General features: G+C 33.4%; 24 protein-coding genes. 19 read left to right on the top strand and 5 right to left on the bottom strand.

Annotated features, from left to right (window positions below; all coding sequences use genetic code 11):
- Positions 1–25 precede the first annotated feature (25 nt).
- The 9 genes from IC221_RS06285 (at position 26) to IC221_RS06245 (ending at position 10,348) form a co-directional block, all read left to right on the top strand.
- Positions 26–1,174 carry an MFS transporter gene (locus IC221_RS06285; RefSeq protein WP_223241307.1) on the top strand — a complete coding sequence of 383 codons (1,149 nt, stop codon included), beginning with the start codon at positions 26–28 and terminating at the stop codon, positions 1,172–1,174.
- A 169-nt stretch (positions 1,175–1,343) separates the two neighbouring features.
- Positions 1,344–1,955: a thioredoxin family protein gene (locus tag IC221_RS06280; protein WP_188168144.1), complete on the top strand. Its 612-nt coding sequence runs from the start codon at positions 1,344–1,346 to the stop codon at positions 1,953–1,955.
- A 61-nt stretch (positions 1,956–2,016) separates the two neighbouring features.
- Positions 2,017–2,628: a hypothetical protein gene (locus IC221_RS06275; RefSeq protein WP_188168143.1), complete on the top strand. Its 612-nt coding sequence runs from the start codon at positions 2,017–2,019 to the stop codon at positions 2,626–2,628.
- Between the two features lie 103 nt (positions 2,629–2,731).
- A complete protein-coding gene (bshC, locus tag IC221_RS06270) occupies positions 2,732–4,291 on the top strand; it encodes a bacillithiol biosynthesis cysteine-adding enzyme BshC (protein ID WP_188168142.1) in 1,560 nt (519 codons plus the stop codon).
- A gap of 28 nt (positions 4,292–4,319) precedes the next feature.
- Positions 4,320–4,940 (top strand): sterol desaturase family protein, encoded by a 621-nt coding sequence (locus IC221_RS06265; RefSeq protein ID WP_188168141.1) that lies wholly within the window; start codon positions 4,320–4,322, stop codon positions 4,938–4,940.
- Positions 4,941–4,977: 37 nt separating this feature from the next.
- The gene (locus tag IC221_RS06260) at positions 4,978–6,339 is read left to right on the top strand and encodes a dipeptidase (protein WP_044201822.1); all 1,362 of its coding nucleotides are present in this window, start codon (positions 4,978–4,980) and stop codon (positions 6,337–6,339) included.
- Positions 6,340–6,873: 534 nt separating this feature from the next.
- On the top strand, positions 6,874–8,340 hold the full coding sequence (sufB, locus tag IC221_RS06255; protein WP_188168140.1) for a Fe-S cluster assembly protein SufB: 1,467 nt from the start codon (positions 6,874–6,876) through the stop codon (positions 8,338–8,340).
- Positions 8,341–8,861: 521 nt separating this feature from the next.
- Positions 8,862–9,992: a PAS domain-containing sensor histidine kinase gene (locus IC221_RS06250; RefSeq protein WP_188168139.1), complete on the top strand. Its 1,131-nt coding sequence runs from the start codon at positions 8,862–8,864 to the stop codon at positions 9,990–9,992.
- Positions 9,989–10,348, top strand: coding sequence for a response regulator (locus tag IC221_RS06245; protein ID WP_188168138.1), 360 nt, complete (start codon positions 9,989–9,991; stop codon positions 10,346–10,348). Before IC221_RS06250 ends, IC221_RS06245 begins: the two co-directional genes overlap by 4 nt.
- Here IC221_RS06245 and IC221_RS06240 read toward each other — a convergent pair.
- Positions 10,345–11,004 carry a hypothetical protein gene (locus IC221_RS06240; RefSeq protein ID WP_188168137.1) on the bottom strand — a complete coding sequence of 220 codons (660 nt, stop codon included), beginning with the start codon at positions 11,002–11,004 and terminating at the stop codon, positions 10,345–10,347. The genes IC221_RS06245 and IC221_RS06240 overlap by 4 nt on opposite strands.
- A gap of 1 nt (position 11,005) precedes the next feature.
- Positions 11,006–12,481, bottom strand: coding sequence for an RNA polymerase factor sigma-54 (rpoN, locus tag IC221_RS06235; RefSeq protein ID WP_188168136.1), 1,476 nt, complete (start codon positions 12,479–12,481; stop codon positions 11,006–11,008).
- A gap of 286 nt (positions 12,482–12,767) precedes the next feature.
- Here rpoN and IC221_RS06230 point away from each other — a divergent pair, with 286 nt between their 5' ends.
- From IC221_RS06230 to IC221_RS06195, 8 genes are all read left to right on the top strand, one after another.
- On the top strand, positions 12,768–13,166 hold the full coding sequence (locus tag IC221_RS06230; RefSeq protein WP_188168135.1) for a rhodanese-like domain-containing protein: 399 nt from the start codon (positions 12,768–12,770) through the stop codon (positions 13,164–13,166).
- 102 nt (positions 13,167–13,268) lie between these two features.
- Complete coding sequence (gene yaaA / locus IC221_RS06225) at positions 13,269–14,030, top strand: peroxide stress protein YaaA (RefSeq protein WP_188168134.1); 762 nt, start codon at positions 13,269–13,271, stop codon at positions 14,028–14,030.
- Positions 14,031–14,101: 71 nt separating this feature from the next.
- Positions 14,102–15,169: a hypothetical protein gene (locus IC221_RS06220; protein WP_188168133.1), complete on the top strand. Its 1,068-nt coding sequence runs from the start codon at positions 14,102–14,104 to the stop codon at positions 15,167–15,169.
- Positions 15,170–16,684, top strand: a complete 1,515-nt coding sequence (locus IC221_RS06215; RefSeq protein ID WP_188168132.1) for an NAD(P)-binding protein — start codon at positions 15,170–15,172, stop codon at positions 16,682–16,684.
- A gap of 29 nt (positions 16,685–16,713) precedes the next feature.
- Positions 16,714–17,568 (top strand): DUF350 domain-containing protein, encoded by an 855-nt coding sequence (locus tag IC221_RS06210; protein ID WP_188168131.1) that lies wholly within the window; start codon positions 16,714–16,716, stop codon positions 17,566–17,568.
- A gap of 278 nt (positions 17,569–17,846) precedes the next feature.
- On the top strand, positions 17,847–19,934 hold the full coding sequence (locus IC221_RS06205) for an outer membrane beta-barrel family protein (protein ID WP_188168130.1): 2,088 nt from the start codon (positions 17,847–17,849) through the stop codon (positions 19,932–19,934).
- A gap of 174 nt (positions 19,935–20,108) precedes the next feature.
- Positions 20,109–21,698 (top strand): hypothetical protein, encoded by a 1,590-nt coding sequence (locus IC221_RS06200; RefSeq protein WP_188168129.1) that lies wholly within the window; start codon positions 20,109–20,111, stop codon positions 21,696–21,698.
- 113 nt (positions 21,699–21,811) lie between these two features.
- Positions 21,812–22,435 (top strand): 4'-phosphopantetheinyl transferase superfamily protein, encoded by a 624-nt coding sequence (locus IC221_RS06195; RefSeq protein ID WP_188168128.1) that lies wholly within the window; start codon positions 21,812–21,814, stop codon positions 22,433–22,435.
- On the opposite strand, the gene IC221_RS06190 is transcribed toward IC221_RS06195, so the two are convergent.
- Entirely contained in the window at positions 22,427–22,621 is a 195-nt protein-coding gene (locus IC221_RS06190) for a hypothetical protein (RefSeq protein ID WP_188168127.1), read from the bottom strand. The two genes, IC221_RS06195 and IC221_RS06190, sit on opposite strands and share 9 nt — an antisense overlap.
- Positions 22,622–22,948: 327 nt before the next feature.
- Here IC221_RS06190 and IC221_RS06185 point away from each other — a divergent pair, with 327 nt between their 5' ends.
- Entirely contained in the window at positions 22,949–23,626 is a 678-nt protein-coding gene (locus tag IC221_RS06185) for an NAD-dependent epimerase/dehydratase family protein (protein ID WP_188168126.1), read from the top strand.
- 113 nt (positions 23,627–23,739) lie between these two features.
- Here IC221_RS06185 and IC221_RS06180 read toward each other — a convergent pair whose 3' ends face one another.
- Both IC221_RS06180 and hemA read right to left on the bottom strand, forming a co-directional pair.
- Complete coding sequence (locus tag IC221_RS06180) at positions 23,740–24,216, bottom strand: globin domain-containing protein (RefSeq protein ID WP_188168125.1); 477 nt, start codon at positions 24,214–24,216, stop codon at positions 23,740–23,742.
- 41 nt (positions 24,217–24,257) lie between these two features.
- Positions 24,258–25,292 (bottom strand): glutamyl-tRNA reductase, encoded by a 1,035-nt coding sequence (gene hemA, locus IC221_RS06175; protein ID WP_188168124.1) that lies wholly within the window; start codon positions 25,290–25,292, stop codon positions 24,258–24,260.
- Between the two features lie 328 nt (positions 25,293–25,620).
- Between hemA and yiaA the strand changes: the two genes are divergently transcribed.
- Complete coding sequence (gene yiaA, locus IC221_RS06170) at positions 25,621–26,016, top strand: inner membrane protein YiaA (protein ID WP_044201788.1); 396 nt, start codon at positions 25,621–25,623, stop codon at positions 26,014–26,016.
- The last annotated feature ends 13 nt before the right edge of the window (positions 26,017–26,029 follow it).

Below are 26,029 nucleotides of genomic sequence, written 5' to 3'. Positions count from 1 at the left end.
TTTTCGATAAATAAACCAACTGAAATTGAAAAACACTTCCGTATTCCGATCACCAATGTACAAATTCTTACTAGTCTTATCTATTGCAACCGCACTAGGTTTTCAAGGCTGGCGTACATTGTTCAATAATTTTGCTGTAGATGAAATTGGCTTAAATGGTTTTGATATTGGAGCCATTCAATCCTTCAGAGAAGTTCCAGGTTTTCTTGTTGTGACAGCCCTATTCTTCTTGATGTTTATTAAAGAAGATCGATTTGCTTCTATATCAATTATTGTGATGGGAATTGGTGTTGGACTGACAGGGTTATTTCCTTCATTTTGGGGACTGATGATGACCACTTTGATCATGTCTATCGGTTTTCATTACTATGAAACTTCGAATCAGTCGCTGACACTACAAAGTTTTTCCAAGGAAGATAGTCCGCATATTTTAGCCAGATTAAAAAGTGTCATGGCATTTACAAATATCGCCATTGGTGGAGCTATTTATGGATTGACATTTGTCGCTTCTTATGAAGTTATTTACCTCCTTATCGGTGTAATAGTTGTACTGGCGGGAGTTTGGGCATTGTTTCAGAAGCCTATTGAGGACGATGCTGTCGCTCAGCATAAAAAAATGATTCTAAAGTCAAAGTACTGGCTCTTTTATGTATTGAATCTTTTAAGTGGAGCAAGAAGACAAGTTTTTGTAGTATTTGCCGTATTGCTTCTTGTAGAGAAATATGATTTCTCGATTAAAGAGATTACGGTTTTGTTTGTTTTGAATAACATTGTTTCGATGTATTTCAATCCCATTATTGCAAGAATGCTCAATAAATATGGTGAACGAAAAATGTTGAGTTTTGAATATATAAGTCTTACAATCGTTTTCCTGGCTTATGCATTAATTGAAAACCGATGGGTAGTGGCAGGGCTTTACATTATAGATCATATTTTCTTTAGTTTCTCTATTGGAATCAAAACGTATTTCCAAAAAAATGCCGATCCGAAAGATATAGCACCTTCAATGGCAGTAGGATTTACCATCAATCATGTGGTGGCCGTGTTCTTACCATTATTAGGAGGATGGATTTGGTTAAAAGATTGGACATTGCCTTTTTATGGAGGGGCAATTTTGTGTGTGATCTCCCTTATTTTTGCTCAATTTGTCAAGGTTCCTTCCCTTAAGAAATAATTTCATTGTATTATATCAAGTAATGTGAACGATCTATGAAAAAATTGAGCTATAGAATAAAATAACTGCCTTCATTTTATTAATTTAATATTTGAGTTTTACAATATTATCATTGTTAAATGAGGCAATACATTAATTATATAATCAACCTAATCATTCAATTATTCGTATGGCAGAAAACCAAACTGTAGCACAAGAGTATATAGAGAATGCTTTTACTTATGAAACGTATAGAGAAGCATTAGATAACTTATTGTCTGATGAACCGACAATTATCAGCTACGATGACTCCCAACTAGTAGATTATACTCGTTTGAATGTTACAAGAATGCAAAGGATTGACAAAACCAATCGCTTATTGGATCCTTTGAGAGTGGCAGGAAGAGCAGTAAACACAAGTGTTTACTGGTTGGTATTAACGGAAGGATGGTGTGGAGATGCTGCCCAAAGTTTACCTATCATTGCTGAGGCCGCTCAGGTTTCACTAAAAATAGAATTAAGATTTTTGTTGAGAGACAATAACCAAGACTTAATGGAGCAGTTCTTGACCAATGGCTCAAGGTCTATTCCTAAGTTGATCATGATTGATCAGAAGACCAACGAAGTCTTAGGAGAGTGGGGGCCTCGACCAGAAGAGCTGACCACTTTAATTCCAGAATTCAAAAAAGAAGTAGGAGAGGATAAACAGCAGTTTTCAATGAAAGTTCAAAAATGGTATAACAAGGATAAAGGAAAAGCCATTATGAAGGACCTTCAAAAATTATTGGAAACCTTGAAATAAATCTCAAAAAATACCATAAATTCGATGCTTATTTATGGTATTTTTTTTCATTTAACTATTTATGTCTTCACATCACATCGTTAGAGATGACCAAGAACCTGCCGTTTTGATAGACAAGGTGGATGAGTCTCTATTTTCAATCTTATTTTCTTTATTAGAATGGAGTCCAATTGTAATTGCTTCAGAGCAGACTTATGAAAAGCTGTTATCATTGGATGTCAAAATTGATGTTATCTTCTATCAAAATGATAAAGATACTATCCATCAAAATATGGAAAGGCAGAATGAGTTTTTTGAATTAGTACATTATCATGAAAATCTTCTTGAAACGGTACTGCAATGGTTGGCAAAGCAAAAGCATTTTGCACTAAATTTTATTACTGATACTTTGGATGGTGTGAGTCAAAAGTTGCTCAAAGAACAAGTTTACATCAATACATTGGTGGTGTTTGCAGATGGCTTCAAGTATATTTTAAATAGAAAATCTCCTTATGAAAAATGGATACCAAAAGGAGTGGAGTTGGTGGTTGATTCTGCTATTCAAGATGCGGAAAATACAGCACTTCTCGAAGAAAGGAGATATAAAGTGATAAATGATGGTGTCATAAAAGTCTATCATAATGACCAATTGGTTATTGGTGAGAAAATGAATGTCCCTTACGATCGTAAATGAATATTTTATAGTGTCGAATATTGTTGAAACAAATATTTTTTAAGTTTCACTATTTTTTTAGAAAACATCCATTAAATTCGTAGATCGAAGAATAATAAACACAATGAATACTTACAAAATTCCATTCGAAACAGCCGGTTTATACGGGAAAATGTTTCTAGATTACCTTTCAGAAAAAGAAGAGATTAAACCTTTATTTAAATATTCACCCCAATTATCATCATTTGATCAAATTATAGAAAATCGAAGTGATTTTACTGATGTTTCAAGACAAAGATTAGTGACTTCTTTACATGAGCAATACAGTAAAATTGAAGCCTATCCTAAAGAGCAAGTCGATTTACTATTAGAAAAAGATACTTATACGATAATTACGGGACATCAACTGAACATTTTTACAGGGCCTTTATTTTTTGTATACAAAATTGCAGCAACAATCAATTTATGTAAACAACTTAAAGAAAAGCATCCTGATAAGAATTTTATTCCAGTGTACTGGATGGCTACCGAGGATCATGACTTTGAAGAAATCGCTTCATTTCAACTAGGAGGTAGAAAATATACTTGGGAACATCCTAATCCTTCAGGACCTGTAGGTAGATTGTCGTTGGATGGAATAGATAAAATTCTGGATCGTATCAAAGATATGCCAGAACTGTTTGTGAAAGCATATTCAGAAAGTGAGAACCTAACAGAAGCAACAAGAAAAATTGTCAATGAACTTTTTAAAGATTATGGTTTAGTATGTATTGATGCAGACCATAAAACATTAAAAGAATCATTCAAAGACATAATTAAAAAGGAACTCCACAAAGGGGTGAGTTTTAATAAAGTTTCGAAGACAAATACAGTAATCGAAGCACAAGGTTATAAAACACAGATCTTTGCACGTGAAATCAATCTATTTTATATGGATGATGGAGTGCGACTGCGTTTGGAAAAAACAGCTGATGGATTCCAAACTGTAGGTGGTGAATTTACATGGTCTTCAGAACAAATAGACAATTTGGTAGAGGAAAGCCCTGAAAAATTTAGTCCTAATGTTGTCTTAAGGCCAGTGCTACAAGAAATTCTACTGCCTAACCTTGCGTATCTTGGAGGTCCAGCAGAGGTGATTTATTGGTTGCAATTGAAAGACGCTTTTGATGCTTACAATGTACATTATCCAATGGTATTGCCGAGAGGTTTTTGTTTAGTATTAGATGGACATTTTAGTGAAAGATGGCGTAAGTCAGGTTGGCCGTTAGAACAATTGTTGAAGCCAAAACGTGAAATTGAAGAACATATTTTGGATGTCAATGATGAGGTTGAAACTGATATCTCAGCCGAATTAGAGAAAATAGAGCTCGCTTACAGTGATATTTTAAGCAAAGCGAAGGCGATAACTCCTAATTTAAAGAAGCATGTTGATGCGGAAAAAGTACGAATGCTGAAGAGAGTAAAACATACTCAAAATAAGCTTCGAAAAGAGGGTAAAAGAAAAATCCAAGACGATATTGAAAGAATACTATGTATAAGGGAATGTTTGCTGCCAAATAACGCTCCACAAGAAAGAATCGTTAATTTGATGGAGTTTTGGCCTAAAAATGTGAATTTTATTCCCGAACTTATAGGAGAGTTAGACCCATTGTCCTTTAATCTAAATGTGATGGTGGGTGATTAATCCTTAACCCTTACATAACTATTTTGCAATGGATATTTCTTCATCTTCAATCAATGAAAAAAAATCTAACGAGAAAAAGCTTTTTAAAAACCCTTTACTAGAAAAACTTACTCATACACATGCAGCCGTCCCGATATCAATGTATCTTATTTTTGGTGCAGGGTTGCTTGTGTATGAGTTATACTATCAACTGGTTTCAGTTGGTCTGACCATCCTACTTTTCACTGTAGGACTCTTGCTATTTACCTTGGTGGAATATGTAATGCACCGGTTTGTATTCCATATGTCTCCAACAACACCATTGAAAAAAGATATCACACACAAGTTTCATGGAGTACATCATCATCACCCTAAGGACAAATCACGGTTGGCTATGCCTCCAATTGTCAGTGTAGTGCTCGCATCTTCTTTTTTCTATTTGTTTTATTTGGCCTTAAATGACTATTGTTATCCCTTCACAGCAGGTTTTCTAACAGGATATGCCTTATATTTGGGGGTCCATTATATGATTCATGCTATGCACCCTCCAAAAAACTTTTTGAAGATTTTATGGATTCATCATAGTATCCATCACTATAGAGATGACACTAAGGCATTTGGGGTCTCATCACCCTTATGGGATTTTGTCTTTAGAACTATGCCTGATTGATATTAATCAGAATGACTTTTTAAAAATACATATAACAATGACTAAGTACATCGAAGAGAACAAGGATAGATTTTTATCTGAACTTTTTGAATTATTACGTATTCCTTCAGTAAGTACCGACGTAGAATATCAACCTGATATTAAAAAAGCAGCCGCATTTATAGCACACAAATTAACAGAAGCAGGTGCTGACAAAGTTGAGATTTGTCAGACGAAAGGTAATCCTGTTGTTTATGGAGAAAAAATTATAGACTCTTCTTTGCCTACTGTAATCGTTTATGGACATTATGATGTACAGCCAGCTGACCCAATAGATTTATGGGACACTCCTCCTTTTGAACCAACAGTAAAAAATGATAGCATTTATGCTAGAGGAGCTTCGGATGACAAAGGCCAAATGTATATGCACATCAAGGCTTTTGAGTCTATGATGAAAAACAATACATTGGCTTGTAATGTGAAGTTTATGTTGGAAGGCGAGGAAGAAATTGGTTCTGTAAACCTTGGCGACTTCATTAGAGAAAGAAAAGAAGACCTTAAGGCAGATGTAATTTTGATCTCTGATACAGGTATGATTTCAGTAGATACTCCATCAATTACAGTAGGCTTAAGAGGTTTGAGCTACATGGAATTGGAGCTGACGGGTCCAAATAGAGATCTTCACTCTGGTATGTATGGTGGAGCAGTACAAAATCCATTAAATGCTCTTTCTGAAGTTGTAGCTGCCTTGAAAGATGAAAATGGTCATATTACAATTCCTGGTTTCTACGATAAAGTGGAAGTTTTAACAGAGGAAGAAAGAGCCAAAATGGCAAAAGCTCCTTTCGATCTTGAAGCTTACAAAAAAGCGTTAGACATCGATAAGGAATTTGGAGAGAAAGGTTTTTCAACAAATGAAAGAACAAGTATCAGACCTACATTGGATGTAAACGGTATGTGGGGTGGCTATATTGGTGAAGGAGCCAAAACGGTAATTCCATCAAAAGCATATGCTAAAATTTCAATGAGATTAGTGCCGCATCAATCGTGGGAAGAAATCTCAGAATTGTTTGCAAAGCATGTTGAGTCTATCGTTCCTGATGGTATCAAAGTAAAAGTTACAGCTCATCATGGAGGAACACCAGTAGTGATTCCAACAAATTCAGTAGAATATCAAGCTGCAAATGATGCTTACGCTGAAGCATTTGGTAAAGAACCAATCCCTGTAAGAAGTGGAGGTTCTATTCCAATTGTTGCACTTTTCAAAGAAGAGTTAGATTTGGACTCTGTTATGATGGGATTTGGATTAGACTCTGATGCGATCCACTCACCAAACGAAAAATTTGGAATTTTTAATTTCTTGAAAGGAATTGAAACAATTGAATTATTTTACAAGCATTATGCAAAATTAAAAAAATAATTCATCTAGATATTAGATAATAAAAAGCAGTTAGGCTACCCGCTTAATTGCTTTTTTTATGGAATAGAAAGATCAAAGAGAGCCTGTTAGGTGGTTTGAATCTACAATAAAAAAGGGTTATCTAGAAAGACAACCCACAATTATTTAAATTCTTTAAATAAGTTAAGGCTAAGGTATACAGTCATGAAAAAAAATACCCGTAATAACACAACTTGAGGCGGAGTTGTGTTAGCAACTTTAACGTTTGTAAATATAATTATTATAGTGTATAAATTGCATTTAATGTAGTTTTTTTTTCAATTTTCTCCAATAATCATCTTTTTAATAGAATTGATAAACTTTTTGATGCTAAAACTCAACTTTCTGAAATTTATGTCTTAATTTTGCAATTTAGAACCATACTAAATAATTGATGGACTATTTCTATTAATAATAGTAGGTTTCTAAGTAAACAAAACAGTTATGTTTTTAGTTTTACTAGAAGCATATTGAAAATTGTGTAGGAATTAATAACGTATAAAACGTTTTTATATAATGAGCGCAGATCAGGATAACAAAATTTTAGAAGACTTTACGTCCAAAGAGTATGAGCATGGTTGGACTGTCGATATTGAGGCAGACCAGGCTCCGAAAGGATTAAATGAGGAGATTGTAAGATTCATTTCTGCAAAAAAAGAAGAGCCGGAATGGTTACTTGAGTGGAGGCTTAGTGCTTTCAGAGAGTGGCAGAAGATGGAATGCCCTGAGTGGGCCAATGTAGTCTATGAACAAGTGGATTACCAAGACATCATTTACTATTCAGCTCCAGTACAAAAGAAGGCAATTGAATCTTTAGAGGAAGTTGATCCTGAATTATTAGCTACTTTCGAAAAATTAGGTATTTCTCTTGATGAACAAAAACGTTTGACAGGAGTTAAAGATTCAAAAATTGCAGTTGATGCTGTTTTTGACTCTGTATCTGTTGCTACTACATTCAAAGAAACTTTAGCAGAAAAAGGAGTTATTTTCTGTTCTTTCTCAGAAGCAGTTAAAGATCACCCAGAGTTAGTGAAAAAGTATTTAGGTTCAGTTGTTCCAGTAAAAGATAACTTTTTCTCTGCATTAAATTCTGCAGTATTCTCGGACGGTTCTTTCTGTTATATTCCAAAAGGAGTTCACTGTCCAATGGAATTATCAACATATTTCAGAATCAACGCATCAGGTACAGGTCAGTTTGAGCGTACTTTGATTGTTGCTGAAGACTCTTCTTACGTTTCTTACTTAGAAGGTTGTACAGCTCCTCAACGTGATGAGAATCAATTACACGCCGCAGTTGTAGAAATTTTTGTTCATGAAGATGCAGAGGTGAAGTACTCTACAGTACAAAACTGGTATCCTGGTGACGAAAATGGTAAAGGTGGTGTTTACAACTTCGTAACAAAACGTGGTATTTGTGATGGTAACAACTCTAAGTTGTCATGGACTCAAGTAGAGACTGGCTCTTCAGTAACTTGGAAGTACCCTTCTTGTATCTTGAAAGGTGATAACTCAGTAGGAGAATTTTACTCAGTGGCTGTAACAAACAACATGCAGCAAGCAGATACTGGTACGAAAATGATTCACATCGGTAAAAACACTAAATCTAGAATCGTTTCTAAAGGTGTTTCTGCAGGTAAATCTCAAAACTCTTATAGAGGTTTGGTAAAAGTGAACAAAAACGCTACAGACTCAAGAAACTTCTCTCAATGTGATTCATTATTGATGGGAGATCGTTGTGGTGCTCACACTTTCCCTTACATTGAGGTAGATAATCATACATCAAAAGTAGAACATGAGGCAACAACCTCTAAAATTGGTGAAGATCAAATTTTCTACTGTAACCAAAGAGGTATCGATACTGAACAAGCTGTCGCACTTATTGTAAACGGTTACTGTAAGGAAGTATTGAACAAATTACCAATGGAATTTGCAGTGGAAGCTCAAAAATTATTGGCTCTATCATTGGAAGGTTCAGTAGGTTAAACCCTTCTGCTTATAGAATATTATTGAGGCCATCTCTGCAAAGAGATGGCCTTTTTGTATATAAAACAATGCCGATAAATCATTACATTATTTGAGGATAATATTCTGAATACATAGAAACTAGCTTGAATTTTAGTATTTTAAGTTATAGGTGAAAATCAATATTAATTACCAATGATTCTTATTGCTCTCAAAAAAACATAAACCTAAAAATACCTTTTGGAAGTGATTGGGGATATTTATTAAAATATGAGTTGATATTGATTCAAAATAAAAACTAGTAATAGTGTACGGGTAGGATATAAACCACTTATTGATTTTGTCGTGAGATTTAAACCTAAAATGAAAAAAATAAAACCATGATATTTCTAACCGCATACCTATTCTAAGTACTAAGTCAAAAATAAATCATAGCTAATTTTGAATTTGTATTTATAGTAAATAAACCTATTTAATTTTTTATGACAGATATGCCTCAAAGATTTTAGAAAAATTGAAGAGGTGAACATAGTAGTCACATCGTGTTAGATATATCAATCGATTTGGTAATGAATAATGGTATCGTGAACTCAAAGAGAATACATAGAGAACAAAAAGTAAGTATAAAAGACTTAAGAACATTTGTAGATGCAATACCAACATCTGTAATGATGCTAGATCATTCAAAAAGGATTGTAGCCTATAGTAATTTATGGTTGATGTTCTTTGGCATAAAAGAAGATATTCATAGAGATTTATTTATTTTTCATTTTAAAAACTTAAGATTAGACGACAGCATAGAAGCAGTAATTGCTACCGGAGAGAGTGTGATCATACCTTCTTTTGAATACCATGCAAACGAAGTGATTAAATATCTTCATGTCAAAATTAATCCATGGGTGAGTGCTGACAGTGATGTTGGGGGAGCCATGATCATGTTGGAAGATATCACGGAATTAAAAGAAAGAGAAATTGCCCTTCAGGAGCACAATAACGAACTAAAACAATTTGCTTACATCACAACTCATGATGTGAAAAGCCCGATTACGAATATTAGTAGTTTCCTTCATTTTCTAAAAGAAGATAAATCAATTAAAGATCCTTCTTCTTTACAGGCTATTCATTGGATAGGAAAATCAATTGATAAAGCGAACACTAAAATCAATGATTTGGTGAAAGTGATAGAGCAAAGAGAGGCTTCAGTTTTATTAGAAAAAATTCAATTGGAGTCTTTGATAGAGGATCTAAAAAGAAGTATTAATGTAGATGAACTATCATTAAATGATTATCTAAAAGTTGAATTTTTAGGAGAACCTTACTTGATAAGTTCTCAAAAACAATTAATTACTATATTAGAAAATCTGTTAACAAACGGCTTAAGGTATAGAAAAAATACAAATAATCTTCAGTTAGAGTTAATAATAGATACTACGCCAAAAAACCAGACAGTTATTAGTGTAAAAGATAACGGTGTTGGAATTGATTTAAGTGTTCACAAAGAACGTATTTTTGGAATGTTCAAGAGAGCAAATGATGTGATTGATGGTAACGGTCTGGGTTTGTATTTAACAAGACAAGCTTGTGAACAACTTAAAGGAAAAATAGAAGTTTTAAGTACTTTAGGTGAGGGGACAACTTTCTTGGTTTACTTACCAAAAAAAAATAAACTATGAATATTCTTTTAATTGATGATGATGAGGCCTCAAATGCTTATACTGAAATAATGCTAAACCGGTCAGGTTTATTATCCACTCTGGATGTTTTTAGAAATGGAGAAAAAGCATTGAACTTTGTCCTCGAATTAATACCTCAACAAAAAATAGACTTCATTCTGTTAGATATAAACATGCCTGTGATGAGCGGACATGAATTTTTAGAAGCACTTCACAATAATCAGAAAAACATTCCAGTAGTCATATTAAGCACTTCTATAATAGAAGAAGATGAACAAGAGGCCTTAAAATATGACTTTGTAAAAGGGTATCTCAATAAGCCAATCAGTTTAGAGAACCTTCAAAAATTGCTCTAAATTAGGGTGTGATGTTGTAGGTAATGTGCACTTATAATTGCACCTCCAAAACCACTAAATATACCTAATAAAGCACCCATTATGATTTGGTAGAAAGTGTGTGCTTGTAAATACAAGCGCGCGGTCATTACTACCCCTAATAAAATGATACTGATGCCAAATGCATCAAATAACACAATGTTGGGTTCTGCTTCTGCTTCTCTAATAAAATAAAAAAGTATACCAATAAGCCCTGATAAACCGATGGAGTGAAGGCTGATTTTATCTATGAAATTGGCAATATTGGCTATAATTAATGTAATGGTTACCGAGCAGAAAGATATACTTAAAGCAGTACTTACATTAATTTTTACAATCAATAAATAACATAGGATTGCTAGAGATATTATCATAATTGATAATGCAAAAGCTCGTTCCTCTCTGTGGTGCATTTGAGGACTTTTTACAACCCCAAATCTTTGCATAATTAAAAGGCAACTAATTGGCATTAAGGTAGTAATTGTTGAGATGAGACTAAATAATGACCATCTTGCTTTTGCATCTAACCAAGGTGCCTCATTTACTCCAAAAAGAAATAACCCCGCAATAATGCAGGGTATAAATATGGGATGTAAAAGAACTGATATTATCTGAAATACTTTTTTTGTTTCAAGCATATTAAAGTTCTTTTCTCATTCTTGCTACTGGAATATTCATTTGCTCCCTGTATTTTGCTACAGTTCTACGAGCAATATTGTATCCTTTGATACGAAGTAGTTTTTCAAGCTTATCATCAGACAATGGTTTCTTTTTGTCTTCTGTCTCAATCATTTCCTTCAAGACTGACTTCACTTGCTTGCTACTTACATCTTCCCCACTTTCAGTAGAAATACTTTCGGAGAAGAAATATTTTAACGGGTAGATACCAAAATCCGTTTCTACTACTTTACTACTCGCCACTCTAGAAACCGTAGAGATATCCATTTGAATAATCTCTGCAATATCTTTAAGGATCATTGGTCTTAATTGCCCTTCATCTCCACTGAGAAAGAACGGCATTTGATAATCCACAATGGCTTGCATTGTTCTCAGTAGCGTATCCTGACGCTGTTTGATGGCATCAATAAACCATTTGGCTGCATCAAGCTTCTGCTTTACAAAACGCACCTCCTCACGCATTTTCTTCGTCTTCTTAGGGGTTTTGTCAAAAGCATCAATCATATCTCCATATTGGCGGCTTACTCTTAGATCAGGGGCATTTTTACCGTTCAATGAGATATTGATTCGACCATTTACTTCTTTGATTATAAAATCAGGCGTTAAGAATTGAGCTGATGCCGCATTGCTATTCACACCACCTGGTTTAGGGTTGAGGTGAATTATCATTTCAATGGCATCCTTCATTTGCTCATCATCAATACCTAGTCTTTTTTGAATTTTAGTATAGTGTTTTTTCTTAAATTCCTCAAAACACAATACGATCATTTTGATGGCGATTTTGACAATGGGATCATGCGTATCTTTCTTCTTGAGTTGTATTTCAAGACACTCCTGTAAAGTTCTTGCTCCAATTCCAGGAGGGTCAAACTGTTGGATTTTCTTTAATACCATTTCCACATGATTGAGATCTGTTTCTACGTTTTGTAGAAAAGCAAGGTCATTGACAATTGCTTCTAAAGGTCTTCTGATATAGCCATCGCTTTCAATACTGCCTATCAGTTGTTCCCCGATCTGTTGTTCTACTTCATTGAGATTAAGGAAACTCAACTGCATTAGAAGAGCATCACCTAACGTATCCATCATAGGGATAGGAAGTTCCTTGTCGTCAGAAACATCACCATCTCCATACATTTTATAACCTGCTACATCATCTCGATTGACGTAGTCATCTAAATTTACTTCGTCTATTGGGTCAATTTCAGGAATGTCATCAAATTCATCATTGGTGTCATCGGTAGTTGAGGCGTCATCGTTTCCGAACTCTTGTTCTTCTCGATCAGACTCCTTCCCTTCCTCAAGAACGGGGTTTTCTTGAAGTTCCTCTTGGATTCTTTTTTCCAGCTCTATAGTAGGCACCTGCAAAAGTTTAATAAACTGAATTTGCTGTGGTGATAACGTTTGTGTCTGCTTGAGCTTCTGCGCCTGTTTTAACATGGTACTTGAAGTCAGTAATTAAAAAATACATTTCATTACTTATCATATGAAGTAAAGAAATAATAACATTTCCTGATCAGTAAAGATCATAGCTTTTACCTAAAGTTTGCACAAAAATCGATGGATTCACTAACTTGTGAAAACTTTAAACACTATGGTTATAGGTATAAGTCAATTATAGTACACGAAAAATAACATATTTTGTTGTGGATTTAAAATTAAAATCGTGCCATTATATTTTCTATACTGATAGTCAGTAATTTATATTTTTAAAAAATAATTTTTAATGAAAAACGTCTTCATCTCACTTCTTATCGGAATCGCTTTTTTTTGCGCTTGTAGTCGCACAGTGAACAATGAGCCTCAAGCGTCAGTGTCTGATTTTGTGGAAGTTAGAGCGGGAAATCCATCTGCAATTGTCATAGATGTCAGAACACCAAGTGAGTTTAATGCCGGAACTATGGAAGGTGCTATTAATATCAATGTATTAGAAGATTCCTTCGAAGGGAAGGTAAAAGACTTTGATAAAGATGCCACAGTAATGGTTTTTTGTAAATCGGGTGGAAGAAGTGCAAGAGCAAAACAAAAATTAGTAGAGCTTGGTTTTACTAAAGTAGTAGACCTTGAAGGAGGAATTACAGATTGGAAAAAAGCTGGAGGTAAGGTAATCGTACCTCAACAATAAATAAGCTCTATTGTAGCATCAAGTTTTTTGATTGGACAAAATCTAGTTTCCATCGTAACTTGCATGAAGTTGAATAGAAAAAAATATAAAAAAGATATAATTATGAAGTTAGTGGTTTCCCCGGCAAAGAGTTTAGATTATGAAACAGCATTCTCCACCGAGATTGTTACAAATCCGAGATTTATGGATCAATCTGAACAACTTGTTAAGTCATTAGCCCAACTATCTTCTGAAGACATTGGAAAACTGATGAGTATCAGTCCTAAATTATCGGACCTGAATAAGGAAAGGTTTATGGAATGGAAAAAGGAGTTTGATCCAAATAATGCTCGCCAGGCAGTTTTTGCATTTAAAGGAGATGTTTATGTGGGTTTAGATGCTTATTCATTAAGTAACGAACAGCAATCTTACCTTCAAGATCACTTGAGAATTTTATCGGGCCTTTATGGAATTTTAAAGCCAATGGATTTAATGCAGCCTTATCGATTAGAAATGGGTACCAAGTGGGGAGTTGATGAGCATAAAAACCTTTATTCTTTTTGGAAAGAAACGGTAACGGCATCATTAAATGATGAATTGGGTGATGGTGAAATGCTTGTTAATTTAGCTTCAAATGAATATTTCAAAGCAGTAGACAAGAAAAAATTGAAGGCCGAAATTGTTACGCCAGTCTTTAAGGATCATAAAAATGGAGCCTACAAAGTGATTAGTTTCTTTGCAAAAAAAGCAAGAGGTTTAATGGTAAGATATATTGTTGACCATAAAATTGACTCCATTGAAGGATTGAAAGGTTTTGATTATGAAGGTTATACTTTTAACGCTTCATTGAGCAAAGGAAATGAACTTGTTTTTACAAGAGGATAGACAAATGTTATTTACTTTAAAAAGCCATTTTAGATTACTCTAAGGTGGCTTTTCTGCTTATATTTAAACTAATGAATAAGCAATGGTTATTTTCTAAGAAACTAGATCTACTTTTTTTATATCTACCCATTTTTTTGACTTGGGGTTTATGTTTTGCGTTTGATAGCACATTTGCAGATATGCAAATTCCCTTGTTGGTTTGGGTGTTTTTTGTGTTAGGAGTAGATGTATCGCATGTATGGAGCACTATTTTCAGAACATACCTTTCTAAGGATGAAAGAAATCAATATAGTAGCATCATTAAATGGGCCCCTCTGATGGCTTTCTTTTTCACTTTTATCTTTTCATGGTATTCTGAAGATTTGTTTTGGAGAGTTTTAGCCTACTTTGCCCTTTATCATTTTATTAAACAGCAATACGGCTTTCTAAAGTTATATCAATTAAAGTCTTCAGTAAGAGGTGTTCGATTAAAAGATGAAGCCATGATCTATATAGGTACACTTTATCCCGTTTTTGTATGGCATTTTTTAGGGGATAGAAAGTTTAATTGGTTCAATACAGGTGATTTTATCACTTTTCCTATTCTTTCGGAAGAGTATGTGACTGTATTCAATTTCCTCTACTTCGGAATATTAATCGCATGGATATTAGAACTATTCTTTTCATCACGAAGAAAAAAGACACTTTTCCCAATTGGTAAAGTACTTTGGGTCACTTTTACCTTTGGTACTTGGTGGTTAGGTATAGTGTATTTCAATTCAGATTTTTCATTTACAATCACAAATGTTGTCGCACATGGTATTCCTTACATGTTTTTAGTATTTTACTATGTAGAAGAGAAAAAAGTAATACAAAAAAATGATAATCAGTCTTTTAAAAAGATAACTATTAGTGTATTATGGATGTTACTGATTTGTCTCTTTCTGGGGTCTTCCGAAGAATTATTCTGGGATGTCTTTATCAATAACGAAAGAGTAGATTTATTTGGAGACTGGCAAGAGTTCTATGTCGATCATCATTTTTACAGAGCTTTAATTATTGCTCTGTTATCCCTTCCTCAAATTACCCATTATATATTGGATGGTTTTATATGGAAAGGGAAAGATAACCCATACATCAAAAATATTTTTACGAGATAAATGAATAGAAGACATTTTCTTCAGTTATCCTCCACTGCTTTGCTGGGGGTGCTAACAGGTTGTGATACTCAATCCGAAGATTATCATTTTGAAGTACAGGTAAGGTCAGACGATAAGGTAGGCCACCTGGTTTATCAAAGTAAATCATTTCCTACAGAAGTAACAGGGAAAACGAAGACAATTATAATAGGAGGTGGAGTGGCTGGTCTAACATCAGCCTATTTATTGAAAGAGGAAGATTTTTTGTTATTTGAGTTATCCGATCGTTTTGGCGGAAGTTCATCATCGGAAGTACATGGAGCGACAATTTTTGCTCAAGGTGCCCATTATGATATGACTTACCCCGAGAAGTTTGGAACTGAGGTGCTTCATCTTTTAGAAGAGTTAAATATCATTGAGAAGAAAGGAGCCTTTTATGAGTTTAAAGACAAGGAGTTTGTCATCTCAGAGTCCTTTTTGAATACAACAAAATACAAAGGAGAATATTATAACGACGTCCTTTTACCTTCAGAAGAAACTTCAAAATTTTATGAATTAATTCAACCTTATTATTCCAAGATTACTTTACCCTCCCGTTTATCTTCAGAAGAGACCAAGTCGTTAAATGAGGTCAATTTTAAAACATGGTTATTGAATCAGGACATACAATTAACAGAACAGTTGGTTAGAGGGTTAAATTATCATTTAATTGACGACTTCGGGGCAGGGATTGAGCAAGTTTCCGCCTTTGCAGGAATCGCTTATTATGCTGTTCGACCTGAGTTTGGAGAGTGTTGTAATACTTTTTCGCCTCCAGAAGGAAATTATTATTTTGTAAATAAATTGATTGAACAAATCCCCTCTACTAAATTACAAAAAGGGCATTTAGTCACTTCAATTCAAAAAAAAGAGGATCAATTTGAAGTAAATGTTATTGATGTAAATAATAAGAAAAATAAAGTATATTATGCTGATGAAATTATTTATGCAGGACAGAAGCATTCGTTAAAATATATCTTAAAAGATCATCAACCGTCATTACAACACCTGGAGCAAGCCCCTTGGATGGTTGTGAATCTTATTTTGAAAAAAGAAAATTCAATCCCTTTTGGTGCATGGCAAAATGAAGATTTGTCAAATGAGACAGAATTTATGGGTTTTGTAGATTCCACAACTCAAACCTTAAAAGAAGACAGAGTTTTGACAGCCTATTATTGTTTTTCGTCTTCTGACAAACATCAATTGGCTAAAGTGCCAGAATACCGAAATAAAATTGCAGTGCAGACTTGCCGTAATATTTCTTCGTTTTTTGAGCTAAAGGAAGAAGAATTTATTTCTCAAATTGAAAAAGTATATATAAATTTAATGGGACATGCAATGCCAATTCCTGTACCTCACTACCTTTTTAATGACTTGAATGACAATAGACAACACGAAAAGTTAGTATATGCAGGCGTTGACAATGGTAGGCTACCCTTTTTAACTGAAGCAATTGACTCCGGGATAAAAGCCGTGGAGCTTTTAGGACATAAATAATCTTTTTAAACTCAAAAGACTAGACAATTATGAAAGAACTACTATTAGAAATTCTTACCGAATGGGGATGGAGTTTAATCTATATTCTCATTTTTGCAGTGATTCTATTAATCGCCAAATTTCTCAAAAGAATCATTTATAAAGATGATGTTGATGTACAGCTGACTGAAAAAGATAATGTGGCTTATGGTATTTCAATAGGAGGATATTTTGTCGGTGTTTTTGCTATTTATATTGGAGCTTTAATCGGTCCTTCTGTAAGTTTTTTACAAGATATAGTTAACGTCACGGCATATGCATTGGGTGGTATTGCTATTATGTTCCTTTCGTCTTGGGTGAATGACCACGGAATCTTTAGAAGAGTAGCGATCCGTAAAGAGATTAAAGAAAAGCATAATATTGCGGCTGCAATTGTTCAGTTGGCATCTCTTTTAGCATCAGGTTTAATGATTGCTGGAGCTATAAAAGGTGAAGGCGGAGGACCTCTACAAGCTTTAGTCTTTTATTGTATTGGTCAGGTATTTTTGGTTCTTTTTACAAAAGGATATATCAAATTTAGGTCTTATGATATCCAACATCAGATTCATGAAGGGAATATTGCAGTAGCATTTAGTGTAGCAGGGAAAATGATCTCAATAGGAATTATTGTAATGATAGCAATAGGCCATGATTTCTTGGGTTGGAGTAAAACTTTCATTATGATTTGTATGGATGGTACAATCATGATTTTCATTTTACTAATCGTAAGTTATTTCTTTGATAAATTAATCATCCCAAAATCTGATTTAGATTATGAATTAGTAGAAGATAAAAATATTGGAGTAGGAGTCCTTGATTTTTGTGTAAATCTAATGGTCTCTTTACTCGTATTTTTTCTTTTCTAATCTATAAGTACTAAGCCAAAAATAAATTAGAATTCACTATTATTTATTTTTGTCTTAGTACTTAGATTTTAAAATTATATTAAAAGCATCACCGCACTTGATAATGCGGTGATGCTTTTTTATTATATTTATGTTAGATATCTAATTAAATAAATTCTCTTAAATTATTCTTCTAAATATTAAAATAAACATTGTTATTGATAATGTGATTTAATAAGCTCAATTTGGGAATTGAATTCATCGTAGTTTTATATTAAACTATTTAAATGAATTAATCCGTGAAAGACTACCTTTTTGTTTTATTAATAATAGTTGGTTTATCGACCAATTCCCATGCACAAGAAAATGATGTGACCACTAAGAGCCATAACTCCAATGATCGATATGAGATTGGAGTTAATATTAAGATTGTAGATGGTAATGCATTAGATGCTCTAAAACTTATCCCCGCAGTCGATGTAAACGCTGATGGAATAGTAAGCTATAGAGGAAATGAAGGGGTTCAAATTTTTATCAATAACAGACCCGCTAGTCAATCAGGTGAATATGGTCCTATCTTAGAGCAAATTCTAATTCAAGATATTAAATATATAGATATCATTTCTAATCCTTCTGCTCGATATGATGCAGATGGAACTTCTGGTATTATTAATATTGCAACAAATTCTAATAATCTAAAAAATACTTCAGCCAACGTCATGTTGGGTTATGGAAGCAGAGAAAAATATGACGCTGGAATTGGATTACAAAAACAAGAGGGTAAACTATCATTAAATACTTCTTATACTTTTAAGGAAGAGAACAGGTATACTTCTATGGATGCTAATCTTCAAAATTTTGGAGAAGATGAACCCTTTAAAAATACAGATCAAGGATATTACGGTGACAACAACTTTAAGAAGCATAACATACAGCTCGGAGCTCAGTATGACTTCAATGAACACAATAATCTGAGTATTTCTACCAATATTGTGAAAATAGATTGGTTTAGAGATGGAGATCTTTGGACTGAAGTAACAGAAGAAGGAAGTATGCCCAATCGCTCCGAACAAAACAATGTGAATGAAGGCAACAAGGTAAAGGGAGAGGTGAGGTTAGATTATTTACATACTACTGATAGAGAAGGAGAGGAGTTAGCATTTAGTACCGCTTATGCAGCAGGTGACGTGGGTATTTTTAAAGAATTAGGAACTATGGAGCAGAATTATAAAGATGCAACTTTCTCTAATTTTTCATTTCAAACAGATTACACAAGACCAATTGGTAATTTGAATTTAGAAACAGGGGTAAAACAAACGATCAGAACAAAGACAGAAGGATTTAACGTCATGAATTACGATGAAAACTCAGATGACTTTATTCCTGACGAAACAAGAAACAATATCTTTAATTATAATGAGTACGTAACAGCGGCATACGTGATGCTTTCGGGTACTCATAATAAGTTTACTTATCAAGTAGGTGCTAGAGCTGAGCAAACATTTATTAGAACCAACTTAGAATCGAATCCTTTAGATATTTTTGAGAACGATTATTTTAAACTTTATCCCAGTTTAAATTTAAAACAAGTGTTGTCTGAGTATGATAATTTATTCTTTACTTACACAAAGAAAGTAGAACGTCCTAGCATGCGAATGATTAATCCTTTTGAAGATTATTCTAATCCAAGCTATATCAATAAAGGTAATCCAGAATTAGATGCTTCATTTATTGATTCATTTGAGTTAGGGTATAATTTGAACAAGGAAAAGATCAACTTCAAAGGGTCTTTGTATTATAAATTGTATCAAGATCCAGCAAGGTGGTATACCACAGAAGGTGAAAGTGGAACAATGGTCAATTCCGTAGAAAATATGGATAAAGCTTCAGATGCTGGAGTGGAATTTATTGTAGATACAGAGGTGAAGAAATGGTGGAATCTTAATGCCAATATAAACATGTTTTATAATATGATTGACGGACGAAGTATTGATCCGAATGTTTATCAAACAAGCTTTAATTGGAGAACTACTGTTACATCAAATATGCGACTTTGGAAAGGTTCTCAATTAATGATTTCCGGTACCTATTTATCTCCTCAGAAAAATCCACAAGGAGATGTCTACAGTAGGTATTTTATCAATGCATCGCTTTCTCAATCTGTTTTAAAAGGTCAAGGTAGTTTGGTATTAGTTTGGGATGACATGTTAGATACGCAAGAGTATATAATGAGTAGAGATCAACCAACTTTTTCGGAATACAAAACGTATGATTGGGAATCAAAAGTGATCCGACTGACTTTTAGATATAGAATAGGAAACTCTGCTTCAAGTAAGAAAAAGCCATCTAATGTATCAGGAAATGGTACAGATACGATTTTTAACTAGGGCATGACAGTTTAGAAATGGCCTAAAGAAAGAATATATTGTAAATTATCGTTAAAGTTAGAACTTAAACATAAAAAATACGGTATAACATAATATACGATATGATTATGGTGTTACCTGATGGAAAGAACACCTTTAAATTTTATACTACTATTATTTTATACTACATTAATCATGAAAGTTCTAAACCTAATTAGATTTATCGCCCTAAACGTTTTATTAATCAGTGTATTTTCTTGTTCCAATGATGACTTGGACGATATACCTTCAACTTTACCAGTTCAAGTCAATACATTTGCGACTTACTCAGTAGATGAGTTCGCGACTAGTGGCGCAGTAAGTATTGAGTTAGATGAAAACGATAAAATAGTTGTCAGAGTTGAATTGCCCCAGCCAGTCACTGAAGAACAAACTGTAAAGATTTATAATGGATTATTTGATGGAGTGAATCATGAAGTTTACCTGACTCTTAATCCAATTACAAGTGGAGAAACAACTAGTATTACTGAAGTTGTACAAAGTGATAATGGAGATAATATTATTTTCGAACAACTTGTTAGTGAAGATAGAAACCTGAGAGTTTTAAAAGAGGGTGAAGACCCACTTTCAATCCATGTTTTTACAGATTTAGGGGAAAATGCTTTTGTCCAATCAGGTGAAAAGAAATATGCTGTAATAGATGCTGATTCTGCAACAGTTGCTGAAGCTGTGATGTTGCCTAGAGAGAATGAAGATACACCAATGTTAGTAGCTGTAAAGATGATGGACAGGGATGAAAGTAAAGATTATTATCCAGTGATCAGAACAGGAACAGCAGCAACAGGTACATCAACGAATGATATTATAGTGAGTTTACCGACAATTCTGAAGTTTACGAATGATAACAGTGCCGCAGTTAGTTTTATGAATCTAACAGATTATACCACGCCACTTTCAATTGTTGATGGTTTTTTAAGCATTACTGAAGAAACTAGTTCGGGTACAGAAGTAGGAAGAGGAGATGTTGGAGGAAATGAATTAACGGGGAACTATAATGATTACGTTTTCGATAATGAAAAGAACAAAACGTATGATGGTACTGTAAGATTACAAGAAAGGTATAATGGTAATGTGCTAGTTGCTTATCAGATGCATTCTGGTGATCAGAATCCAGGAAATACTTCATCAGTAGGTATGTATGTTTCCAATCACATTCAGTATAATGAAGGAATGGTCGAAATGTTAACGGATTACCAAGCCGGTAGTGGATCTGTATTTTATTCTGATGTGAGAGCCATAAAATATGATGCTTTATTAGCTTCAGACAATCACATTAGAATGTTCCAGGGAACAGACGAAAAAGCAGGTGATTATTATGTTGTATCAAATCTAGGTACCGCAGCCTATACAGGTACTAATACAGAAACATCAATTACATATTTTGATGGGGTTATAGCGGAACCATTAAAGATTAATTTAAAACAAAGAGTCAATGATCAAACTGAAGGTGTAATTGAATTTGATACTTATATTGGGTCTAATGAAACATATGAAATTACGATTTATAAAGGAACTGATTTCAATGCAGAAAATCCAACAGTCTTAGTTAACTTCTCAACTTATGACAGTACAGGTGGACCTGTATTTTACCGAGATGTACATTCAGATGCAAACAGTAATGCAATTGATTACGTTGATATGGTAGGAGGACAAAATCACTACAGAGTGAAGAGAAGGGTAGAAGGAGGAGATTACGAATACATCGGTTATGGCATAATTGAATAATTAATCACTACGTATTGTATATGAAGGGTTATTACTGATGAGTAGTAACCCTTCATGTATTATAAAAATCTTCTTCCTATATTAGTCTTTCGAAAATTGAAAAAGCTTAATTGATGAGTAAACCTTACAAAATAATTACCACTACTGTTGATGCTGTAAAAGGTGACATTTCACTACTAGATGGTGAAGAATTAAAAAGGTATAAACGATTTATTTCAGAAGTTAAAAAAGAAGAGTTTTTAACGGCTAGAACTTTTTTAAAGTACGCTCTTGCGAAAGAATTGAATGTTGAACCAAAACAGATTTCATTGTCTTATTCTGATAATGGCAAACCATTTCTTTCAAAAATATATGGTGATTTCCATTTCAACCTATCACATAGCAATGGCTATATTGTTTTAGTCACTTCCCCCAATGAAGTTGGTGTTGATTTGGAACCTATTTCAGCACTAGACGAAGAAAAATTAAAATGGTTTTTGTCTACTCAAGAACTGAAAGAGGTAAAATCAATTCAAGATGATGCACAAAGGAAATTAGCTTTGTTTCAATTATTTACGATGAAAGAAGCTTTTATAAAAGCTACGGATAAATCTTTTTTACTAGATACTTTTACTTTTTGGTATATCGACGGTAATTGGGTATTGCAAATAGCTGGTGAGAACAATTGGCAGTTTGATTTAAAAACGATAGGCAATGAGCTGGTAGTTGCTATCTGTTTTAAAAAGCCATTAAAATAAAAGTTGAAAACCCATATAGGAAACCATAATTTTAGCAATACTCGCTAATAAGAATGTTGAAGTTAGGAAAGAAAGAGCAATTGCTTCGATGGCTTCTAAACCAAAATATTTAAACAGAGAAGTAAACTTTACAGTACCAACACTGAGTAAAGTCAAGGCGATAAAAATGACGAATATTTTCTCCATGTATTTATTATAAATTTAACCTAAATATGTTATGAATGTAAAAATAAGAAACAATGTTACTATATCTTTACATATTATCTTTCTTTCTTGTTTTTATTAACATAAAATCACAACACCTTGACAATTTACATCATAAATTAAAGTGTTGATCTATGAAAATCAGATAGATGCTAGAAATGTAATACTGAAAACACGAATAATAATTACTTTTATATAATTACTAATAATTTATTATTAACTTCTACGTTAAGAGAGGTAGAATCAATCTATTACTACTTTTCAAGAAATGATCTTGAATATCAAATACTAATTGAATAAACTACTAGCATGGAGAAAATTAAGGCCATTATTACAGGAGCAACCGGAATGGTTGGTAGAGGTGTTCTATTAGAATGCCTTGAAAGTAATGATGTAGAGAAAGTTTTGATTATTGTCAGAGAAACTACAGGTATTAATCACCCAAAGTTAAATGAAATAATCCACAAGGATTTTTCAGATTTTTCAGATGTAATACCACAAATGTCGGGTTATAATGCTTGTTATTTTTGTTTAGGGATATCTTCAGCAGGTATTTCTAATGAAAAATACCATGAGATTACTTTCGATTTGACGATGCATATTGCCGAAATAGTTTTACCTCTTAATCCTGAGATGACATTCTGTTATGTTTCTGGAGCGGGAACTTCTACAGGTGAAGATTCATCAATGAATTGGGCCAACGTAAAAGGAAAGACAGAAAATGCGATTTTAGAAATGCCCTTTAACCAATCGTATATGTTTAGACCAGGATTTATTCAGCCTGAAAAAGGGGTGACTTCTAAAGTACCATTATACAAAGCGATTTACATTTTTGTATCGCCTCTTTTCCCAATACTGGATAAGTTATTCCCTAAAAGTATCACCACTACATCAAGGCTAGGAAAAGCAATGATATCAGTGGTGAAAAATGGTTATAGCGAAACCTATTTAGAGAATCACGATATTAATAGAGCAGCTTTAAAATAGTTTTATAAAAAAAGGAAGTCGGCCGGGTTGTAATTATTCTAGCAGTGAAAAGTTGGCCAACGTTCCTTTTTTAGTGTGTAGTTATTAGATTATTAAAAGGTAGAAGAGATATACTAACTTGCGTTTTGTATTTCGTTAGCAGCCTCTTTCATTATATCTGTTAAAACCGTAAAAATAGTACTCCAAGCGTCATATACTTGTGTGGTCCATTGTTCTTGGAGTACAGTTTCTAAAGCGTAAAATAAAGCTTGGCGAACGGCTTCATAATGTTTTTCTTCAATGTTATATTCAACATGTGTTCTTCCAAAATCTTGAAGAATTGGAATAATTAATTCTATATCTTGCAAGCCATTTACAACGGCTGACAACATTGGAATAAGCTTCCTTTCTTGATCCTTAGGATCTAATGGTAAGGAAGTTTCTAAAGACGTTTCTACTTGAAATAATTTTGAAAAGAATAATTCAGAAACTTGTCCTCGGTGTGACGTTATTAAAGTAAAAGAATGCTGAACAAGTTCAATTTGCTTAGTAGAAATCAAATCTTTTGGACTGTTTTTCTTTTTACCTAATAGTGAGCTTATAAAACCCATAGTATTAGTTTATTATATAAAGTATTATGAGAAAACTTAAATTATGCAGTGGCTTGACTCACTGAAGGAATATATACAGTCTGATTAAAGTTTTCTGTAAAGAAATTTGTCTCTTCTTCAATAATACTTTCCACTTGAGGAATCGTTCTTTTTCTTCTCAATATTGTATGATCTGTTTGTTGTCCCAAATCATCCACATTCAATAGCTTTGTTCCCAAATTACAGACCTCTGTAGATACTGTTCTTGGAGAGCAAAGATCAATGACAAGTTGAGGAGGTTTGTTGTTGAAGTGTATACTTTTATAAGAGTGAGCCTGTTGACGAGCCGTAGTCAAAATGATATCAAACATATGAAGTTTTTTAGCATGTAAACCGTAGTCAATGCTATTGAAGCCATACGTTCTACTCATTTCTTTTGCTTTCTTCATTGTTCGATTTGTCACCCAAACATTCTTTGTATTAAACTTACTTAGAAAGTAACAAACATCACTTCCCATTTCTCCCACACCAATAATTAATACTTTCTTGTTTGAATCTTTATTGTATTCTTTCTGAATGATATTTGCCGCAGCATAAGAGTTGGATGTAATACCATAATTGTACTCTGTCTCCGAAGATATTCTTTGATAGAATTGAATAAATCTTTCCATCAGACTATTCAATACATTTTTACTCATACCTTCCTCTTTTGAAATCTCAAATGACTTTTTGAGTTGACCAAAAACCTGATGATCCCCTAAAAGGGTAGAATTTAAACCGATTCCGGTACACAATAAATGTTTTACTGAAGCCTTACTTTCTTTTTCTTCCACATACTCTTTATACTTCTCCGAAGGAATTAGACATTTATGAGCACAAAGTACTTGTAAAATATCGTTCGTTTTAAGTGAATCAGCACTATAATAGATTTCAGTACGGTTACAAGAACTATAAATCATCGCTTCGTTAATAGAAAGGATTTCTTTGAACTGATGAAGTAACTGTCTAATTTCTTGATTGTTAAGAGCAAATTTTTCACGAATTTCAACGTTTGCTTTCGTGTGCGAAATAGAAAAGAGTTTTAAATCGGCTGTCATTGTAATACAAGTTTAGTGTGAGAAGTGTGGTATCAGAAAGTGCTTAATAGCATTGTATAACTTTTAATACATTACAAAGGTAGATGTCTGTAATCTCCTTTACTATGTAATATTTCATCAGCCATTGAGTTTTATACAGGGTTACAAACTGTTTTTTCGCAGGATTAATTATCATGAACTATTATTCATAAAGATTCATTTAACAATTTTTATTAGTGAATGAATGAACATTTATTAAATAATGCTCGTTAATAACTCCCAACTACGTTTTAAAGGCCTCTTTCGAAAAGGAGAGGGTAATTATTACTTAACTCTAAAAAGATTAACTATGAATACAAAACCGTCAAATGCGTATGTAATTTCTTCGTGGGTAGCCACTGGAATAGGTGTATTAGGCTACTCGATTGGACTTTTGAGAGCAGAGATGATGTTAAATGAAAAGGGGTATTACTTAGTAGTTTTACTTTTTGCATTATATGCAGCAATATCAGTTCAAAAGTGTGTTAGAGATAAACAAGAGTTTATACCAATGACCAATGTTTACTTTGGATTTAGTTGGTTTTCCTTAATTGCATCAATATTACTATTGGGTATCGGGTTATTTAACGCTGATTTATTACTCAGTGAAAAAGGCTTTTATGCTTTTGGATTCGTTTTATCCATATTTGGAGCTATCACAGTTCAGAAAAATACCCGTGATATCGCAAAGTATGAAAGTTCTTAAGTAAAAAAAGAAA

Source organism: Flammeovirga sp. EKP202 (assembly GCF_014534745.1).
Lineage (GTDB): Bacteria > Bacteroidota > Bacteroidia > Cytophagales > Flammeovirgaceae > Flammeovirga.
This window is presented reverse-complemented; position numbering and strand designations above follow the sequence as displayed.

What these genes read in the sequence shown, in the direction of transcription:
- IC221_RS06245 (WP_188168138.1), top strand. Translation starts at nt 9,989, where the DNA reads ATGAATATTCTTTTAATTGATGATGATGAGGCCTCAAATGCTTATACT.
- IC221_RS06195 (WP_188168128.1), top strand. Translation starts at nt 21,812, where the DNA reads ATGAGTAAACCTTACAAAATAATTACCACTACTGTTGATGCTGTAAAA.
- IC221_RS06215 (WP_188168132.1), top strand. Translation starts at nt 15,170, where the DNA reads ATGAATAGAAGACATTTTCTTCAGTTATCCTCCACTGCTTTGCTGGGG.
- IC221_RS06275 (WP_188168143.1), top strand. Translation starts at nt 2,017, where the DNA reads ATGTCTTCACATCACATCGTTAGAGATGACCAAGAACCTGCCGTTTTG.
- IC221_RS06230 (WP_188168135.1), top strand. Translation starts at nt 12,768, where the DNA reads ATGAAAAACGTCTTCATCTCACTTCTTATCGGAATCGCTTTTTTTTGC.
- IC221_RS06260 (WP_044201822.1), top strand. Translation starts at nt 4,978, where the DNA reads ATGACTAAGTACATCGAAGAGAACAAGGATAGATTTTTATCTGAACTT.
- bshC (WP_188168142.1), top strand. Translation starts at nt 2,732, where the DNA reads ATGAATACTTACAAAATTCCATTCGAAACAGCCGGTTTATACGGGAAA.
- IC221_RS06210 (WP_188168131.1), top strand. Translation starts at nt 16,714, where the DNA reads ATGAAAGAACTACTATTAGAAATTCTTACCGAATGGGGATGGAGTTTA.
- IC221_RS06185 (WP_188168126.1), top strand. Translation starts at nt 22,949, where the DNA reads ATGGAGAAAATTAAGGCCATTATTACAGGAGCAACCGGAATGGTTGGT.
- IC221_RS06220 (WP_188168133.1), top strand. Translation starts at nt 14,102, where the DNA reads ATGAATAAGCAATGGTTATTTTCTAAGAAACTAGATCTACTTTTTTTA.
- sufB (WP_188168140.1), top strand. Translation starts at nt 6,874, where the DNA reads ATGAGCGCAGATCAGGATAACAAAATTTTAGAAGACTTTACGTCCAAA.
- IC221_RS06240 (WP_188168137.1), bottom strand. Translation starts at nt 11,004, where the DNA reads ATGCTTGAAACAAAAAAAGTATTTCAGATAATATCAGTTCTTTTACAT.
- rpoN (WP_188168136.1), bottom strand. Translation starts at nt 12,481, where the DNA reads ATGTTAAAACAGGCGCAGAAGCTCAAGCAGACACAAACGTTATCACCA.
- IC221_RS06280 (WP_188168144.1), top strand. Translation starts at nt 1,344, where the DNA reads ATGGCAGAAAACCAAACTGTAGCACAAGAGTATATAGAGAATGCTTTT.
- IC221_RS06190 (WP_188168127.1), bottom strand. Translation starts at nt 22,621, where the DNA reads ATGGAGAAAATATTCGTCATTTTTATCGCCTTGACTTTACTCAGTGTT.
- yiaA (WP_044201788.1), top strand. Translation starts at nt 25,621, where the DNA reads ATGAATACAAAACCGTCAAATGCGTATGTAATTTCTTCGTGGGTAGCC.
- IC221_RS06265 (WP_188168141.1), top strand. Translation starts at nt 4,320, where the DNA reads ATGGATATTTCTTCATCTTCAATCAATGAAAAAAAATCTAACGAGAAA.
- IC221_RS06180 (WP_188168125.1), bottom strand. Translation starts at nt 24,216, where the DNA reads ATGGGTTTTATAAGCTCACTATTAGGTAAAAAGAAAAACAGTCCAAAA.
- IC221_RS06200 (WP_188168129.1), top strand. Translation starts at nt 20,109, where the DNA reads ATGAAAGTTCTAAACCTAATTAGATTTATCGCCCTAAACGTTTTATTA.
- hemA (WP_188168124.1), bottom strand. Translation starts at nt 25,292, where the DNA reads ATGACAGCCGATTTAAAACTCTTTTCTATTTCGCACACGAAAGCAAAC.
- yaaA (WP_188168134.1), top strand. Translation starts at nt 13,269, where the DNA reads ATGAAGTTAGTGGTTTCCCCGGCAAAGAGTTTAGATTATGAAACAGCA.